The 15,840-nt window shown below is 68.7% G+C and carries 18 protein-coding genes; 16 read left to right on the top strand and 2 right to left on the bottom strand.

The genetic code is table 11. The features are described from left to right. Both VED21_RS30990 and VED21_RS30985 read right to left on the bottom strand, forming a co-directional pair. A partial coding sequence (locus VED21_RS30990; protein WP_324889420.1) for a hypothetical protein occupies positions 1 to 204 on the bottom strand: 204 nt, incomplete at its 3' end. 400 nt (positions 205 to 604) lie between these two features. After that, positions 605 to 772 (bottom strand): hypothetical protein, encoded by a 168-nt coding sequence (locus VED21_RS30985; protein ID WP_324889419.1) that lies wholly within the window; start codon positions 770 to 772, stop codon positions 605 to 607. Between the two features lie 193 nt (positions 773 to 965). Here VED21_RS30985 and VED21_RS30980 point away from each other — a divergent pair, with 193 nt between their 5' ends. From VED21_RS30980 to VED21_RS30900, 16 genes are all read left to right on the top strand, one after another. Then, complete coding sequence (locus tag VED21_RS30980) at positions 966 to 2,717, top strand: cache domain-containing protein (RefSeq protein WP_324889418.1); 1,752 nt, start codon at positions 966 to 968, stop codon at positions 2,715 to 2,717. A 10-nt stretch (positions 2,718 to 2,727) separates the two neighbouring features. Then, complete coding sequence (locus tag VED21_RS30975; RefSeq protein WP_324889416.1) at positions 2,728 to 4,197, top strand: mechanosensitive ion channel family protein; 1,470 nt, start codon at positions 2,728 to 2,730, stop codon at positions 4,195 to 4,197. A gap of 40 nt (positions 4,198 to 4,237) precedes the next feature. Next, entirely contained in the window at positions 4,238 to 4,864 is a 627-nt protein-coding gene (locus VED21_RS30970; RefSeq protein ID WP_324889413.1) for a TIGR00645 family protein, read from the top strand. A gap of 407 nt (positions 4,865 to 5,271) precedes the next feature. Next, positions 5,272 to 5,490 carry a hypothetical protein gene (locus tag VED21_RS30965; protein WP_324889411.1) on the top strand — a complete coding sequence of 73 codons (219 nt, stop codon included), beginning with the start codon at positions 5,272 to 5,274 and terminating at the stop codon, positions 5,488 to 5,490. 58 nt (positions 5,491 to 5,548) lie between these two features. Next, on the top strand, positions 5,549 to 7,300 hold the full coding sequence (locus tag VED21_RS30960; RefSeq protein ID WP_324889409.1) for a DUF2491 family protein: 1,752 nt from the start codon (positions 5,549 to 5,551) through the stop codon (positions 7,298 to 7,300). 57 nt (positions 7,301 to 7,357) lie between these two features. Then, positions 7,358 to 7,783 (top strand): DUF350 domain-containing protein, encoded by a 426-nt coding sequence (locus tag VED21_RS30955; protein ID WP_324889407.1) that lies wholly within the window; start codon positions 7,358 to 7,360, stop codon positions 7,781 to 7,783. 37 nt (positions 7,784 to 7,820) lie between these two features. Continuing rightward, positions 7,821 to 8,591 carry a hypothetical protein gene (locus VED21_RS30950; RefSeq protein WP_324889406.1) on the top strand — a complete coding sequence of 257 codons (771 nt, stop codon included), beginning with the start codon at positions 7,821 to 7,823 and terminating at the stop codon, positions 8,589 to 8,591. 238 nt (positions 8,592 to 8,829) lie between these two features. Beyond that, the gene (locus VED21_RS30945) at positions 8,830 to 9,690 is read left to right on the top strand and encodes an ion transporter (RefSeq protein WP_324889404.1); all 861 of its coding nucleotides are present in this window, start codon (positions 8,830 to 8,832) and stop codon (positions 9,688 to 9,690) included. Between the two features lie 81 nt (positions 9,691 to 9,771). Next, on the top strand, positions 9,772 to 10,020 hold the full coding sequence (locus VED21_RS30940) for a hypothetical protein (protein ID WP_324889402.1): 249 nt from the start codon (positions 9,772 to 9,774) through the stop codon (positions 10,018 to 10,020). Positions 10,021 to 10,576: 556 nt separating this feature from the next. Continuing rightward, positions 10,577 to 10,912 (top strand): hypothetical protein, encoded by a 336-nt coding sequence (locus VED21_RS30930; protein ID WP_324889401.1) that lies wholly within the window; start codon positions 10,577 to 10,579, stop codon positions 10,910 to 10,912. Further along, the gene (locus tag VED21_RS30925; protein ID WP_324889400.1) at positions 10,909 to 11,748 is read left to right on the top strand and encodes an ABC transporter ATP-binding protein; all 840 of its coding nucleotides are present in this window, start codon (positions 10,909 to 10,911) and stop codon (positions 11,746 to 11,748) included. Before VED21_RS30930 ends, VED21_RS30925 begins: the two co-directional genes overlap by 4 nt. 23 nt (positions 11,749 to 11,771) lie before the next feature. Beyond that, a complete protein-coding gene (locus VED21_RS30920) occupies positions 11,772 to 12,995 on the top strand; it encodes an ABC transporter substrate-binding protein (RefSeq protein WP_324889398.1) in 1,224 nt (407 codons plus the stop codon). Beyond that, positions 12,992 to 13,768, top strand: a complete 777-nt coding sequence (locus tag VED21_RS30915) for an ABC transporter permease (protein WP_324889397.1) — start codon at positions 12,992 to 12,994, stop codon at positions 13,766 to 13,768. The genes VED21_RS30920 and VED21_RS30915 overlap by 4 nt, the downstream gene beginning before the upstream one ends. Before the next feature lie 23 nt (positions 13,769 to 13,791). Beyond that, positions 13,792 to 14,337: an OsmC family protein gene (locus tag VED21_RS30910; protein WP_324889396.1), complete on the top strand. Its 546-nt coding sequence runs from the start codon at positions 13,792 to 13,794 to the stop codon at positions 14,335 to 14,337. Between the two features lie 8 nt (positions 14,338 to 14,345). Beyond that, a complete protein-coding gene (locus tag VED21_RS30905) occupies positions 14,346 to 15,452 on the top strand; it encodes an acyl-CoA dehydrogenase family protein (protein WP_324889395.1) in 1,107 nt (368 codons plus the stop codon). 48 nt (positions 15,453 to 15,500) lie between these two features. Next, positions 15,501 to 15,833, top strand: a complete 333-nt coding sequence (locus VED21_RS30900; protein WP_324889394.1) for a hypothetical protein — start codon at positions 15,501 to 15,503, stop codon at positions 15,831 to 15,833. Positions 15,834 to 15,840 lie beyond the last annotated feature (7 nt).

Genomic DNA, 15,840 nt, shown 5'->3' with positions numbered 1-15,840 from the left:
GACGTAGTCGCCGCCGTCCCACTTCACGCTCAGCGCGCCCGACTTCTCGTTCGTCACCACGACGGTGCCGGCCTCCTTGTAGGCCGAACCGTCGGTGTCGGTGCCGTTGTAGGTGTAGGTGCCGACGACGTTGGCCGACTGTGCCAGGGCCGCCCCCGCGAGGCCGACGACGAGCAGCGACGACAAAGCCAGTGTGCGAAGCATGACTTCCTCCAATTTCAGGTGGGGATAACGGCCAGCCCGGCGGGCATCGGCCATGGCTGCGCACACTATATTGTCGTGCGTTCATTGCAAGGCGTAGAATCAAGCGTGTCAATGCAATGTTGATAGGATGTGGATGGCCGTCCACATTGCTGTTACGTTTGTGTAATACGCGATTTTTGTTTGACTTTATACTATTGCTTTTGGGTAAGTTGCTGGGCAGCATAGCTGCGTTGGGATGTCGTGGACTTTCCTCGATGTGTGCCGGCGCTGTGCGGGTATTTGAGGTTTTCGAGGTGGAAGTGTGGAACTTCGCGGCAAGGCATGCGGTCGCGGGCGACACCCGCGTTCCGGTTCCGTCGGATTCCCGACCGGGCGACGGCAGTCCAGGCTTGCGGCGGGGCTAACGCAGGTCGTCCAGCGCGGCCAGCACCCGGCGCCAGTCATCGGCGCCGTCCGCGTCGCCAGCGGCGATGCAGCGCTCGATCTCCTGGGTGATGACGGCGTCGACTTCGCGCTGGTGCTTCACCAGCAGCCGCCAGGCGCGACACCAGATCTCGTTTTCTCCCATCGGGCGCCCGCTAGAGTTGTGAAGGGTTGGTCGCGCACTGTAGGCCGCAGGCGGCGGCCTGTCCACGTTTAATAAAGATGTATCGAAGTGACGGAATCCTGGAGGATATTGGCAGATGGCTAGTGCATCGAAAGCCGGATCGGCGGATAAAGCCGGTTCATTCACAGCAAAGCTGGTAGTCGTTGTTGGCGTCATGGCCGCCGCGGCGGTGTTGTCGGCGTTCTATGCCATCAACGAATACGCCAATGGCACCGGCGCCATCGTCAAGAACGCCGACCGCAACGCCGATCGCTTCGAGGCCGTCTTCCGCGATCTCGTGCAGGCACGCTTCCGCGCGATGAACATCGCCGCCGACGTCATGCTGCAGAGCCGCGTCACCATCGAGGCGTTCGCCCGTGACGACCGCGCCGGCCTCGTCGCCCGCATGGAGCCCTTCTACAAGGAGACGCTGGAAAAGACGCACGGGGTGGCCCAGCTGAACTTCTGGCAGCCGCCGGCCAAGCTCTACTACCGCGCCGGTGATGCCAAGAGCTTCGGGCAGGATCTGAGCAACTTCCGCAAGTCGGTCGTGGCCGCCAACGAGCGGCGCCAGCGCATCTCGGCGATCGAAACCGGGGCCGGCGGCATCATCGCCATCCGCGCCATCGTCCCCGTGGTCGTCGAGGACAAGCACGTCGGCGTCGTCGAGTACGCCACCGGCTTCGACATCCCGCTGGAGCGCGCCGGCGCCACCACCGGCCTGAAGTGGTCCGTCGGCCTGATGAAGGAGGTGTCGGACCGGGTGGAGCGCCCCGCCGACCCGAAGAACGACGCCTGGAAAGGCAACGACGTCTTCTACCTCTATTCCGACCCGATCACCGGCGAAACGATGCGCGGCATGGAGTTCGACCCGCGCGCCAAGGGCTACACGCTGGCCAGTTCCGGCAGCAAGACCGTGTTCGTGAAGACCTTCCCGGTCGTCAACTTTTCCGGCGTGCCGACCATCGTCGTCGCCAACGTGCTGGACGTCACCGACGCCTTCGCCGAGGTGCAGCAGTCGGTGGCGATCAAGACCGGCATCCTCTTCCTGATCATCACCGTCGTCGGCAGCTTCGGCCTGCTCAAGTTCGGCTCCATGCGCGAGGGGCTGACGCGCGCGCTCAACCGCCAGAAGATCGAACTGGAAGAGCGCGCCGCCGCCTGCGACGCCGCCGTCGCCAAGCTGAAGGAAGTGGACGTCATCAAGCGTGGCTTCTTCACCAACCTGGTGACCGCCGTCAGCGAACCGCTGCAGGCGGTCGCCGGCCAACTCCAGTCGGTGGCGCAGACGGTCGAAGCCGTGGCCGAAGGGCGCAAACCCGACGACGCCGCAGCCACCGCGTTGCGCGAGCGGTTCGCCTTCGCCCTGTCGGAAACCACCCGTCTCGGCCGGCTGGCGGCCGACTACCAGCAACTGGAGCTGTTCCGCCAGAAGCTGGTGAAGGCCGACACGCCGCTCCTGTCGCTGCCGGACGTGGTGGGCAAGGTCCTGAACGAGGACGTTGCCGCCTACCGCCGTCTGCCGCAGCTCGCCATCACCACCGCCATGCCGGCCGACCTGCCGGCGACGCGCGCCGACGGCGACCTGCTGCGCCGCGCCGTCAGCGGCCTCGTCGGCTACGCCGCCCAGCGCGGCGGCCAGGGCAAGATCGCGCTGAGCGGGCGCGTGAACGACGCCGGCTGGCTGGAGGTGTCGGTGAGCGGCTCGGCCTTCGCGGCGGCCGGCGCGCCGGACGAGGCGCTGCTGGACGAATCGCGCCAGTTCCTCTCACGCCTCGGCGCCACGCCGACGGCGACGCCGAACGCGGCTCCGCTGGTCGGCGTGGTGCTGTCGCGCGTCATCATCGAGTTCTACGGCGGCACGCTGGAGCCTTCCGTCAAGGCCAACGATCCGGGCTTCGTGTTCCGTCTGCCGGTCGCGGCGTAAGGGGGGCACGATGAGCAACTTCTCGGTACGATACGGGCGTTATGCCGCCATCGCCGCCGTCCTCGGCGTGGTGTTGCTGCTCGACGACCTGTTCACCCGGCCGCTGGCCTTCGTCTCGGGCCTGCCCCAGGCGTCGCTGGTGCAGTACCTGATGGCGGCCTTCCTGTTCGTCGCCTCGCTGCTGGCCGCCCGCTTCGTGCGCCAGGACGTCATCCACGGCTGGCTGGAGCGGCGGTCGGGCAAGCAGATCCCACCGCTGGTCGGCGACCTGACCGGCGTGCTGGTCATCTTCATCGGCATCTGCGTCATCCTGGCCGTCGTCTTCAAGCGGGACATCACCGCGCTGGTCGCCACCGGCGGCGCCTCCGTGATGGTCATCGGCCTGGCGCTGCGCGACATGCTGCTGGCCGCCTTCACCGGCGTGCTGCTCAACATCGAAAAGCCGCTGAAGCCCGGCGACACGGTGCGCATCAACGACAAGTGGCAGGGCAAGGTGCTGAAGATCACCTGGCGCGCCACCACGCTGCAGACGCCGACGGGCAACCTCATCCTGCCGAACCTGAGCCTGTCCAACGCCGTCATCATGAACCTGTCGGCGCTGGACGGCACGCGCTCGACCCGGCTGATCGAGGTGGTGATCGACTACGACACCTCGGTGGAGAGCGCCGAGCGTATCCTTTACGCCGCCGCGCTGGGCGCGGCCGGCGTCAAGCACGTGGCGCCGCCCACCGTGTTCGCGCGCAAGATGGAACGTGACGGCGTGGTCTACGAGGTCGGCGTGACCATCGCCGCCTTCGCCGACTGGAAGAAGTCGGAACACGCGGTGATCAAGAACATCCTGCAGTGCATGCGCGACGCCGGCATCACCGTGTCCTTCCCCAAGTCGGAGATCATCCAGTCGCCGCGCCGGGCCCGCATCGCCGACCGGTCCATGGACACCTTCCGTCTGGTCCAGCAATGCCGCGTCTTCCGGTCCCTGCCCGAGGACGTCTGCCAGCGCATCACCGAACTGCTGATCGACCACCACTATGCGGCCGGCGCCACCATCGTCAACGCCGGCGAGCGGCGGCATTCGCTGTTCATCATCGGCGAGGGCATGGCAAAGCGGACCATGACCGACCGCGACGGCGCGAAGCTCGTCGACGAGCGCTTCATTTCCACCGAATCGTTCGGCCGCCGTTCCCTGTTCGCCTGCCAGCCGCAGGTTGCCAAGGTCGTCGCCGAGACGGCGGTGCTCGCCTACGAGTTCGAACGGCGCGCGCTCGCCCGCCTGCTGGAGGAGGACCCGGGGCTGATCGACGTGCTCGCCCAGGCACTCGCCATGCTGGCGTGGCGCGAATCCAAGGATGGCGCCGGGGGCCGCGAGCCCGAACCGGCCGCCATCCAGCGCCTCACCCACCTCCACCGCGGCCAGATCGAAGCGGCGTACCGCGCCGAGGCGCCGCTCGCGGTGGTCGAAAAGATTGCCGTTCCGGCCTGACCGGCGGCACGGACACGCGCACCCCAAGGAAGTCACGCGCATGAGCCAGCATCACTTCCACGGCCACCATCAGGGCCGCCGACGTCCCGACGCCATGACCCGCGGCATCGCCCAACTCGTATTCCTCAGCCGCTGGCTGCAGGCGCCGCTCTACATCGGCCTGATCCTGGCGCAGGCCTATTACGTGTACCGCTTCTTCCACGAGATCGCCGAGATCTTCCACCATCCCACCATGGACGAGAGCGCGGCGGTGCTGCTCATCCTCGGCCTGATCGACGTGGTGATGATCTCGAACCTGCTGATCATGGTGATCATCGGCGGCTACGAGACCTTCGTGTCGCGCCTGCGGGTGGAGGGGCATCCGGACTGTCCGGAGTGGCTGAGCCACGTCAACGCCAACACCATGAAGGTCAAGCTGGCCATGGCGCTGATCGGCATCTCGTCGATCCACCTGCTGAAGACCTTCGTCAACTCCGAGCATCACCTGAACGAGAAGGCGGTGCTGTGGCAGTGCGTCATCCACACGCTGTTCATCGTCTCGGCCGTGATGCTCGGCTACCTGAACCGCCTGCTGGAAACGCCCGCGCACGGCCCGGCCCACGGTCCGGCGCACGCCCATGCGCCGGCCCACGGCCACGCCGCGGGTGTGCTCCAGCCCGCTGAGTAGCCGGTCTGCCGCCGCACCCGGGCGACGCTTCGCGCCGGGTGCGGCGCTTTTCACGGGCACAGTCCAAGCGGTACCGGATCCCAGGGCCGTATCACCGTGCCACCCCAGCCGCCGAAAGCGGCCGGGTTCTACCCGATCTCCACCCCTCCGTCTCCAGAGAGCCAATCCCCTTCAAGTGATGTCACACACCAGAGACGAAGGGGCGTCCATTCCATCAGAAGCCGATGCGGATATATCGGTTCTGTTGCGCGCGGCGATACGAAATTACAGGGGTGACATTTGCTGCCGTCGCTACAATTCTGCCACGACATTTACGGCAGAGCCACCACTGTGATGGTTTTGTCTGGACAAAAGAAAATTGCTTCTTTCTATTGACCTACGATGTTCTGCCTGCAATGGAGTTTATAATGAATCAGAGCCTGGAGCACGTTCTTGACAAGGCGCATGAGAAAAAGCCGTTGAAGGAAGTGGCTGAGCTGTCGCCGGCCGCCCTCCAGGGAGTGTCGGACAAGGACGCCGAGGCGCTGAAGGCGGCGTTCGGCATCAAGTCGATCCGCGATCTCGCGACGAACAAGTTCATTCTGTGGGCGCAGGCGATCAACACGCTGGCCGCAGCCGAGAAGTAAGTGGGCAGAACTGCCGCGGCACGGGTCGCGGCAGTCGCTCCCCCGCGTGGAGCCGTGCATGCGCCGTCCGCTGATAAGCCAGCCAGTTCGAGCCGCGATTCTAGCCCTGCTTGTGGCGCTGCATCCCGCCGGCGTGCCGGCGGGTCGGCTGGTGGCGCCCGTGCTCGCGGTCTCCGCGCTGTCGGCCGCCGGCACGGCGTTCACACCGACGGACAGTTGGGCTCGGTCGGCAAAATCATCGGGCGGCTATTCCCGGCCGTCCTCGTCGTCGCGGACCCCGTCGGCCAGCAGCGGCGGCTACTCCCGGCCGTCGGCGCCCCGCACGCCGTCGTCCATCACCGTTTCCCGGAGCGATCCGGGGCCATCGAGCGGGGGCTACAGCCGCCCGGGCTTGAACACCGCTGCGGATCGGCCCTCGTCGGCCACTCGCCCCTCCAGCGCCGGCGATCAGGCGTTCAGCCGTCAGGCAGCCGCCGATGCGCTCGACCACTACCGCAGCCGCCAGCAGACGGAGCGCGCACCGCCGGTGGCCGCGCCGGCCCCCGGCAGAACCGCGGCGAAGACGTCACGCCCGTCGGATGAGGCCAAGTCGTCCGATTCCTTCGAACTGCCGCACGTCCGGGTGCCTCGGTCCAGCGCAGCTCCCCGGCCCGCAGCGACGCGCGCTGACCCGTGGAGCCGGTACGGCTGGACGCCACCGCCCCATGCCATTGGATCGGCGCCGCAGTTCGGGCTGTGGAACGGCCTGTTTCTATGGTTCCTGTTGGACACATTGAGCCGGCCCGGCCACGCCGCCTTTTTCCACGACAACGCCGACGACCCCGGTGTCCACGCGTGGCGAACCCACGCCGAGCGCTTGGCGGACGGCGACGCCGCGTTGCGGAGCAAGCTCGGCGGCCTGGACAGCGCGGTCGCGCGCTATTCGAACGAGCCGCGCAGCCCCGGCCGTTTGCCGCCCGACGTCTCGGTCGACTTGGCCCGCTCCGATGGAGCGGCGCAGCAGGGCGCCGGCATGGGCGGCACGTGGTGGATCGTCCTGCTGCTGGCCGCGGCTCTGCTCGTTTTCTGGCTCGTCTGGCGCCGTCGCCGCCAAGCTGCGGCGGCCAGGGTGCCGGCCGCGAACGCAAAAAGGGAGAAAGACGCCGTGCCGCTGTTCGGAACCCTCGGCAACTACGTCCACCAGAAACTGTCCGGGGAGCGCTACAGCCCGTCGCTGTTCCGCCTGGGCATGACGCTGACCGTCGATCCGGCGCCTTTCCTGCTGGCCGCGGGCGCGACCAAGGTGGTGGCGCCCGAGGTCAGCGGCACCGACCGGCTGGTCGGGGTGGAAGCGGTGGGAACGGTGCGCGCGGGCGGCGTCACGGCCTACCGCCTGTATGTTCCCGGCGGCAAAGGCTTCTTCCAGCTCCATCTGAACGCCGACAACGTGCCCGACGAGTGCCGCTACTTCGCGGTGATCGACGAGGTCTCGCCGGCCGACGCGGGGGAGTGGGCTTTCTGGCTGGACAAGAAGGAAGGCATGATCGGCTGGCCGGAGTTCCAGACCAAGGACGGCAACCTCTACCAGCGCGCGTGGTCGCCGGGGCAAAGCCGGATCAAGCCGTTCGAACTGGCGGAGACGGTGGAGACCGTGCGCGGCACCCGGACCGCCACCAATCAGGCGATGCTCTATGCCGCCGCCACCGGGGCAGCGGATCCGGCGCCGGAGACGGAGTACGTCCTGGTCCAGGTGATCGAACAGGATGGTCAAGCCTGGGTCCAGGTCGCCGCCGGCATCGACGTCAACCCGGCGTCGCTGTCCCTCGCCTGACGGTCCTTCCCCCATCCAGACGACGCCTTCCCATTCCTGAAGACAGCGGCGAGCACCATGGACACCACCTTCGCAGCCATCCTCCAAGCGCTGGGCACCGGCCTGCCGGTCCTGCTCGGCCAGTTTGCCGTCACCCTCGTCCTGCTGGTCGGTGGGGCGGCGGTCTACATGCGGATCACTCCCTTCAACGAGCGCCACCTCGTGGCGGAAGGCAACGTGGCCGCCGGGATCACCTTGGCCGGCACCATCGTCGCCCTCTCGATCCCCCTGGCGGCGACGCTGGCCACCAACCATGCCGTGGTGGACATCGCCCTCTGGGGTGTGGTCGCGCTCATCCTGCAGCTGGTCGCCTTCGCGGCGGCGGCCCTGCTGATCCCCGGGCTGCGCGGGCAGATCGAGGCGGGCAACGTGGCGAGCGCCGCCACGCTGCTCGGGGTCCAGCTGGCCGTGGCCCTGATGAACGCCGCCGCGATGGCGGGCTGATCCCTATCCGAATTCCGTTCCCCTAGGAGACACGTGCATGATTTCGTTCATCCGCAATCTGCTCGGCGTGAAGACCGACCAGGCCGTTCAGGGCGCGGTCGAGGCGCTGGTGCGCTGGGACCCCAAGTCCGCCACGGAGGCGGAACTGCGGACCATGGAGCAGCACCTGGACGACCTTGGCGTCCAGGTCGCCGAGGCGCGAGCCTCGTATGAACGCGAAAAGAAGGAGGCGGACGAGATCCGCAAGCTGTCCGATCAGCGCATGGCCGCGGCCGAGCAGCTGCAGCGGCAGATGGAGGTCGAGGCCGATCCGGCGCGCAAGGCGTCGCTGGAAAAGAGCCTCGCCACCATCGTCGCCATGCTTGAGGAGATGGCGCCCGATGTCGGCCGCGAGGCCCAGGACGCCGCGGACGCCTTGGAATTCGTGGAAATGCTGGAAAAGAGCTACGCCGACGCCGGTGCCAAGCTGAAGGGGGCGAAATCCCAACTCCAGCGGGCCGAGCGTGACATGGGCCGGGCCGAGCAGCAGCGACAGATGGCCGAACGCCAAGCGGAAGCCGCCCGCCGCGCCGCCGGCCTGGCCAGCACCACCAGCGGCCTGAGCGTGGCGTTGAAGGCGATGCAGGACGCCACCGCGCGCGACTTGGCCTCTGCCGAATCGGCCCATGCCAAGGCCAAGCTCCTGACGCCGACCCGTCCGGAGCAGGAGGATCCCAACATTGCCGCCGCCCTGGCCGCCGCGTCCGGCCAGCCCGCGTCGACGAACCTGTCCGACCGTCTCGCGGCCTTGCGGGCCCGCAAGGGGTAGGGACAGCGCCGCGCCGGCCGGTGAGGGACGCGTCCTCTGGTCAGCGCGGCTGTCGTGCCTGTGACGTCGGCGCGGGTGCCTGACGTCCCGTCAATGGAATCTTGTACGCGGGGCGCTTTTCTACCCTTGCCGGCGTGCGTGGCGATGGCCCGGATCCCGCCCTTGTCGACCACCCGAACACGACCACCCGAACAACCGCCGTCTACGGACAGGCAAAGAGAATTCCAGGAGAGCATGTATGGTTTCTTCAATCCGCAATCTGATCAACAATCCCGTCTTTCAATGGTCCATCATCGGCGTCATCCTGGTCAACGCCATCATCCTCGGCGTTCAGACGGTGGAAGGCCTCAGCGAAAGCCAGGTGCACGCGCTCGAGATGCTGGACAATGTGTGTCTGGTCATCTTCTGCATCGAGATCGTGCTGAAGCTCATCGTGCTGCGCGCCGGCTTCTTCAGGGACGGCTGGAACGTCTTCGACTTCCTGGTTGTCGGCATCGCCCTGGTCCCGGCGTCGGGCGAGCTGTCGGTGCTGCGGTCGCTGCGCGTGCTGCGGCTGATGCGTCTGGCCACGGCGCTGCCCGCCATGCGCCGGGTCGTCAGCGGCATGTTCAAGGCCATCCCCGGCGCGGCGTCGGTGGCCGGCGTGCTGCTGGTCATGTACTACGTGGCCGCCGTAATGGGCACCAACTTCTTCCGCGACACCAACCCCGACCTGTTCGGCGGCCTTGGCGCGTCGCTGTTCACGCTGTTCAAGATGATGACGCTGGAAGGCTGGCCCGACATCGCCGACAAGGTGCTGGAGCACAAGCCGGGCGCCTGGCCGTTCTTCGTCATCTTCATCATCTTCACGACCTTCACGACGCTGAACCTGCTGTTCGGCATCATCGTGGGCGCCATGGAGGACGCCAAGGAAGAGGACGCCCGGGCCCGCATGAGCGAACAGGGCGTCGAGGTCACCGAGGAGAGCAGCGAGGTGCGCCTCGCCATGATCGAGAACGACGTGAAGCACATCCGCGAGATGCTGACGGAAATGCGCGGCAAGGCGGATGTTCAGCCTGCGTCCGCGGATAGGACGCCTGAACTGTCGCGAATTGGATAATACACGACCAGGCCGCCAACTTTTTGAAGGCGGCGCTGCCTTTGGGTGTGGTTCGCCCCGGAATCCTGGCGCGGTTGTCAGATGATACGGACGGCGCCTGAAGGCGCCGTCCGTATCATCCTTTCAATCAATGCCTATCGCGCTTTCATTCTGAACGCGCTGGCGGCAGCCCTTTGCTTAGCAAAGGGCGAGAGCTATCGCATTGATCTGTCGGGTTTTACCGGCGGCGCTCAATTGGAAGCCATCAAGCGCCGCCGGTATGACACGGCCACCGCGTCGCATTCCGGGGGGGTTTTGTTGCAGCGCTTGCGGCTGGGTGGGATCGGGTAGAACCCGGCCGCTTTCGGCGGCGGGGGTGGCAAGGTCATACGGTCCAAGAAGAGCCCCTTCAAGGGCTGGCAGATCACGGCCGCGGTGATCCTGTGTGCGGTGCGCTGACCCGCATCGTCGAACAGGATCACCGGCGGATCAAGCGGCGGGTCCGGCCGGGGCTCGGCTTCAAGAGCTTCCACACCGCAAAAGCTTCCACACCGCGCGCCGGACGATCGCCGGCTGCGAGTGCCCGGCGATGGCGCGCAAGGGGCATGTCGCCGCCGTTCCCGCCAACGGCATGCCTGCCCAGACGACCTTCATCGCCACCCTGTCGGGCGCGGCCGCCTGACGGCACCGATCCTGCGGCCCGCCGCACCCGTCGTCAAACTTTGCAGCGGAACCTGTCTCTCCCTGTTCCCATCGGGTGGCTCCTGAGCAAGGGTGGCGCTCAATTGCCTATTTGTAAAGTAGATAATTTATCCTGATTTCACGTTTATCGTTCGCGATTCTCTATTGACGAAATAGACTTTTGGCGCCGGAATTCCGCATCGAACCCACAGGGGACGAGGGACCGATGCCACACCCGCTCGAATACGCCACACCGGACGAGTTGGACGCGATCCACCTGAAGCTGCTGCGCCGGCAGCTTTCGGCGTTGGCCCGGCGTGTGCCCTTCTGCCGGCGCAAGTGGGAGGCCGGCGCGCGCCATTACCCGCGCCTGGAATCCCTGGCCGACCTCGCGTTGCTGCCGTTCACCGAAAAGGCGGAACTGGCGGCCGGCTTGGGCGATGCGCCGCCGCTTGGCCGGCGCATCGCCTTCCGCCGCGCCGGCTGGCGCGTCCGGCCCGTGCCCGACGCCGGCCAGGAGGCCGTCGAAACGCGGGCCGAACCCGACCGGAGACGAGCATGACCACGTCAGCCGACAACACACCGCACGTCGTCGTCCGGAACGTCAGCCACGCCTTCCGCAGAGGCCGCCCGCCGGTCCTGTCCGGCATCGACCTGACTGTCGCGCATGGCGAGGCGGTGGCGGTGGTCGGGCGCAGCGGCTGCGGCAAGTCCACGCTGCTGCACATCCTGGCCGGCCTGCTGCATCCTGCCGGCGGCAGCGTCCACGTCGGCGGGCACCGCGTCACCGGCCCGTCGGCGCGCTGGAACGTCATGTTCCAGAAGCCGTCGCTGTTCCCGTGGATGAGCGCCGCGGAGAACGTGGCGCTCGGCCTGCGCTATGCCGGCGTCGGCAGGCGCGCCGCGCGGGAGAGGGCGGAGGCGCTGCTGGCGCTCGTCCACCTGGAGGGGCACGCGGACGACAACGTCCAACTCCTCTCCGGCGGTCAGCAGCAGCGGGTGGCGCTTGCCCGCTCGCTCGCCACCGAACCGGAGCTGCTGCTGCTCGACGAGCCGTTCTCCGCCCTCGACGCCTTCACCCGCGCGGCCTTGCAGGACGAGGTGCGGGCCATCGCCCGCCGGCTCGGCCTGACGCTGGTCATCGTCACCCACGACCTGGACGAGGCGGTGCTGATGGCCGACCGCGCCGTGGTGATGGCGCCGCGCCCCGGCCGGGTCACCGCCGACGTGCGCATCGCGCTGCCCGCCGAGCGGCGGCGCGAGGATCCCGCCTTCCGGGCCTGCCGCGACGCCCTGCTGGCGCCGTTCGAGGCGGCCGGTGCAGCGGAAAGCGTGCCGGACACCCCCCTGCCGCGCCGCTTCGGCGCCCTCTTCGGCCTCGCCGCGCCGTCGGCCTGAGGCCCGCTTTCGGGAGACACACCATGGATGATTGCTGCGGTCCCGGCACCGGCCCCTTCGGCCCCCGTCCCACCCGCCGCCACGTGCTGGACTGGATGGCGGCCGGCGGCCTCGCCGCGCTCCTGGCGGGCGGCCCGGCGCGCGCCCAGGCGCCGGACGACGAGGTGGTGCGCATCGGCTACCTGCCCATCACCGACGCCACCGCGCTGCTGGTCGCCCACGCGTTGGGCTTCTTCGAGGACGAGGGGCTGAAGGTCGAACCGCCCACGCTTATCCGCGGCTGGGCGCCGATGGTGGAGGGGTTCGCCGCCGGAAAGTTCAACCTCGTCCACCTGCTGAAGCCCATCCCGGTGTGGATGCGCTACAACAACAACGTGCCGGTGAAGATCCTGGCGTGGGGCCACACCAACGGCTCCGCCCTGGTGGTCGCCGGGCAGGGCGGCGTGACGTCCTTCGCGGACCTCGGCGGCAAGCAGATCGCCGTGCCCTTCTGGTACTCCATGCACAACATCGTGCTGCAGCTGGCGCTGCGCTCGGCCGGATTGAAGCCGGTGATCAAGCCGCAGGGCGACGCCTTGGCGCCCGACGAGGTCAACCTGCAGATCCTGCAGCCGCCGGAGATGCCACCGGCGCTGGCCGCCGGAAAGATCGACGGCTACATCGTCGCCGAACCCTTCAACGCGCTGGGCGAGCTGAAGGCCGGCGGGCGGATCCTGCGCTTCACCGGCGACATCTGGAAAAATCATCCCTGCTGCGTCGTCGCCACGCAGGAGGAGAACACCACCCGCCGCCCGGAGTGGACGCAGAAGGTCGTCAACGCCGTCGTCCGCGCCGAGATCCACGCCTCGCGCAACAAGAAGGACGTGGCGAAGCTGCTGTCCGCCGACGGCCGCAACTACCTGCCGATGCCGGCGGCGGTGATCGAGCGGGCGATCGGCCATTACGACGACCCGGCCTACGCCGCCAGCGGCGCCAACCGCAACCGCGCCGCCTGGGGCAACGGGCGCATCGACTTCCAGCCTTGGCCCTACCCCAGCGCCACGAAGCTGATCGTCGAGGCGATGGGCAAGACGGTGGTCGGCGGCGACCGCACCTTCCTCGACCGCCTGGATCCGGACGCCGTGGCCCGTGACCTCGTGGCCTACGACTTCGTGCGCCGGGCCCTGGACCGCTTCCCCGAGTGGAAGGCGGATCCCAGCGTCAACCCCGGCGATCCCTTCGACCGGCAGGAGGTGCTGTCGCCGTGAGCGCGGCCTCCTTCATACGGCAGGCCGCCTGTGCCGCGGCCGGCCTGGCGCTGCTGCTGGCGGCGTGGTGGCTGGGTGCGGCGCTGGTGGCCGGCAACCCGCGCACGGCGGCCTTCGCCGACTTCGCGCCGGGACCGGCGCTGGCGGCGCTCGCCGGCATGCTGCGGCGAGGCGAGCTGTGGGGCATGGCGGTGCCCAGCCTGCGGCGGGTCGGCGGCGGGCTGGCCATCGCCGTGGCGCTGGGCGTGCCGCTGGGCATCCTGCTCGGCCGCTCGCCCGCGGCCAGCGCGGTGACGCACCTGCCGTTCCAGCTCCTGCGCATGATAAGCCCCCTGTCCTGGATGCCGGTGGCGGTGCTGGCCTTCCCCACGTGGGACGGCGCCATCGTCTTCCTGATCGCCGCCGCCGCCGTATGGCCGGTGACCTTCGCCACCGCCGCCGGCCTGCGCAAGGTCGACCCGCACTGGTTCAAGGTCGCCCGCAACCTGGGCGCCGGGGCGCGGCACCTGCTGACCACCGTCGTGCTGCCGGCGGTGGCGGCCGACATCCTGACCGGCATCCGGCTGGCGCTGGGTGTGGCCTGGGTGGTGCTGGTCCCGGCCGAGTTCCTGGGCGTCACCTCCGGCCTCGGCTACGCCATCAACGACGCCCGCGACACCCTGCAATACGACCGTCTGGCCGCCACCGTGCTGGCCATCGGCGCCATCGGCTTCGCGCTCGACGGGCTGTGCGTGGCGCTGATCCGCCGCACGGCCTGGCTGCGCACCACCTGACCTTTCCCTCCAAGGAGCCTTCCATGACCGAAACCACCCTCACCGCGTCCCTCGCCCCGATCGACAAGGCCGGGCTGAACGCCCTGATCGCCAAGGGCAAGGCCGACCCGACGCAGGTCCGCACCGTCAAGGTCCGCACCGTGGCCGAGGCGCGCTTCCGCCACCTGAACTTCGTGCGCAACCTGCCCGCCCACGTGATCGACGAGCCGCCGCAGCTGCTGGGCGACGACACCGCCCCCAACCCGTCGGAGGCGCTGCTGGCCGCGCTGGGATCCTGCCTGGCGGTCGGCGTCCACGCCAACGCGGTGGCGCGCGGCATCGCTATCCGCTCGCTGGCGGTGGAACTGGAGGGCGACATCAACATCACCTCGGTCTGGGGCACCGGCGACATCGGCACCGGCGACACCGGGCCGAAGCCGGTCGGCTTCACCGCCGTGCGGGCGCGCGTGCTGCTCGACGCGGAGGCGGATCGCGAAGCACTCGACGAACTGGTCGCGCACGCGGTCGCTTGGTCGCCGGTGGCCGGCACGGTGCGCAGCCCGGTCCCGGTCGACGTGACCCTGGCGTGAGCCCGGCCATGCCCGCCGCCACGCTTGCCGCCACCCCATCCGACCTCCTGGCCGAGGTCGGGCGGATCGTCGACGCCGACCTCGCGCCGCTCGTCCGCCGCATCGACCAGGAGGGGCTGTACCCCGAGGCGGTGCTGCGTGCCCTGGGTGCGGCCGGCGCCTTTGCCGCGCACGCCGCCGGCCCGGGCGGGCGGCCGGGCCGCCTCGCGCCGGCCATCGCCGCCATGGCGCGCGTCGGGCGGGAGTGCCTGTCCACCGCATTCTGCACGTGGTGCCAGGACGCGCTCGTCTGGTACCTGGTGTCGACCGGGAACGACGCGCTGCGCGACCGCCTGCTCGGCCCCGCCGCGCGGGGCGAGCGGCTGGGCGGCACTGGCCTGTCCAACCCCCTGAAGGCGCTGTCCGGCATCGAGCCGCTGCGCCTGTCGGCCGAGGCGGTGAACGGCGGCTACGTGGTGCGCGGGCAACTGCCGTGGGTGTCGAACCTCGGCCCCGGCCACCTGTTCGGGACGATCTTCGAGGTGGCCAGCGGCCGGCGCGTCATGGCGCTGGTGGACTGCGCGTGGGAGGGCGTCAAGCTCGGCGAGGTCGGCTTCGTGGCGCTGGACGGGACGCGCACGTACTCGGTGCTGTTCAAGGACGTCTTCGTACCCGACGACCATGTGCTGGCCGACCCGGCGGAACCCTTCGTCGCCCGCATCCGGCCCGGCTTCATCCTGCTGCAGGCCGGCATGGCGCTGGGCCTGATCCGCGGCTGCCTCGACATCATGGAGCAGTCCGACCGCACTCTGGAGCACGTCAACCGTTATCTGCCGGACCGTCCGGAAGCGATCCGCGAAACGCTGGACGCGCTGACCCGCGAGGTCGAGGCGCTGGCCGCCAGCCCCTACGAACAGGCACCCGAACACCGGCGCCGCCTCCTTCAGGCCCGGCTGGCCGCCGGAGAGGCGTCGCTGCGGGCGGCGAACGCCGCCATGCTGCACGCCGGGGCGCGCGGCTACGTGCGCAACGGTGCCGCCCAACGCCGTCTGCGCGAAGCCTATTTCATCGCGATCGTCACGCCGGCCCTCAAGCACCTGCGCAAGGAACTCGCCGCGGACGAAGACGCCGCCTGACGGCATTGCCAGGACTCACACGCAAAGAACAAGGGGGAGAACCAACCAATGCTTCACGATCCCTGGCGTCCGGCCTTCCTGGCCCTGATCGCCGGCCTGATGACGGCGGGCGCGGCGGTGGCCGAAACGACGGCGCCGAAGGCGGTGTCCGTCGGCGAGGGCGCGCTTCTCGCCGGGCCCTGCGCGGCCTGCCACGGCACCGATGGGCGCAGCCCCGGCAGCATTCCCGCCATCCACGGCCGGCCGGCCGACGCGGTGGCCGAGTTCCTGCTGAAGTACAGGTCGGGCGAGCTGAAAGGCACGGTCATGAACCGCATCGCGGCCGGCTTCACGCCCGAGCAGATCAAGGCCATCGCCGACCACTTCGGCGCCGTGAAGTGAGGAGACG

The organism is Azospirillum sp., assembly GCF_035627195.1.
Classification (GTDB): Bacteria; Pseudomonadota; Alphaproteobacteria; order Azospirillales; family Azospirillaceae; genus Azospirillum.
Note: the sequence above shows the minus strand (reverse complement) of the source record. Positions and strands in the feature narration are given on the sequence as shown.